The 515-nt window shown below is 71.8% G+C and carries 1 protein-coding gene; it reads right to left on the reverse strand.

Annotation, left to right across the window (positions count from 1 at the left end):
- On the reverse strand, window positions 1–515 hold a 515-nt coding region (locus tag FV242_RS34160), incomplete at both ends, for an outer membrane protein (RefSeq protein ID WP_368732216.1).

A 515-nucleotide genomic window follows, 5' to 3' on the forward strand; every position in this document is an offset into this window, starting at 1 on the left:
GCGTAGCCGGTGCGGAAGCTGTCGTTGCCGGCGTAGCCGCCGAACGAGCGGTCGGCGCTGCCCGAGCCGTAGGCGAAGCCGCCGGTGCCGTACACGAGGGTGCGGTCGAAGGCGTAGCCGAGGCGGCCGCGCACGGTGCCGAAGTAGTCGAGGCTCGACAGGCCGCGCGGGTCGGTGACGTAGTAGCCCGGGGCGACGGCGCCGTTCACGAAGGCGTTGTTCCGGCTACGGCCGAAGTCGAGGTACTGGGCGTCGGCCTCGATGCCGACGACCACGCCCGAACCCGGGGTGAACTGGACGTTGTAGCCGATCTGCGCGCCGCCGGAGAAGCCGTCCTGGCTGCGGTTGCGGAAGGTGGCGGTGGTGCCGGGAACGGCGAACGGGGCCGGGACGCCGAAGGTGGAGTTGTTCGAGCGGCTGCTGGCGTCGAAGGCGTAGCCGGCGTTGAAACCCGCGTAGAAGCCGGTCCAGGTGAACACCGGCACCGGGGTGAACACGGGCGGCGGGGCGGCGCG

Source organism: Methylobacterium sp. WL64 (assembly GCF_008039945.1).
Lineage (GTDB): Bacteria > Pseudomonadota > Alphaproteobacteria > Rhizobiales > Beijerinckiaceae > Methylobacterium.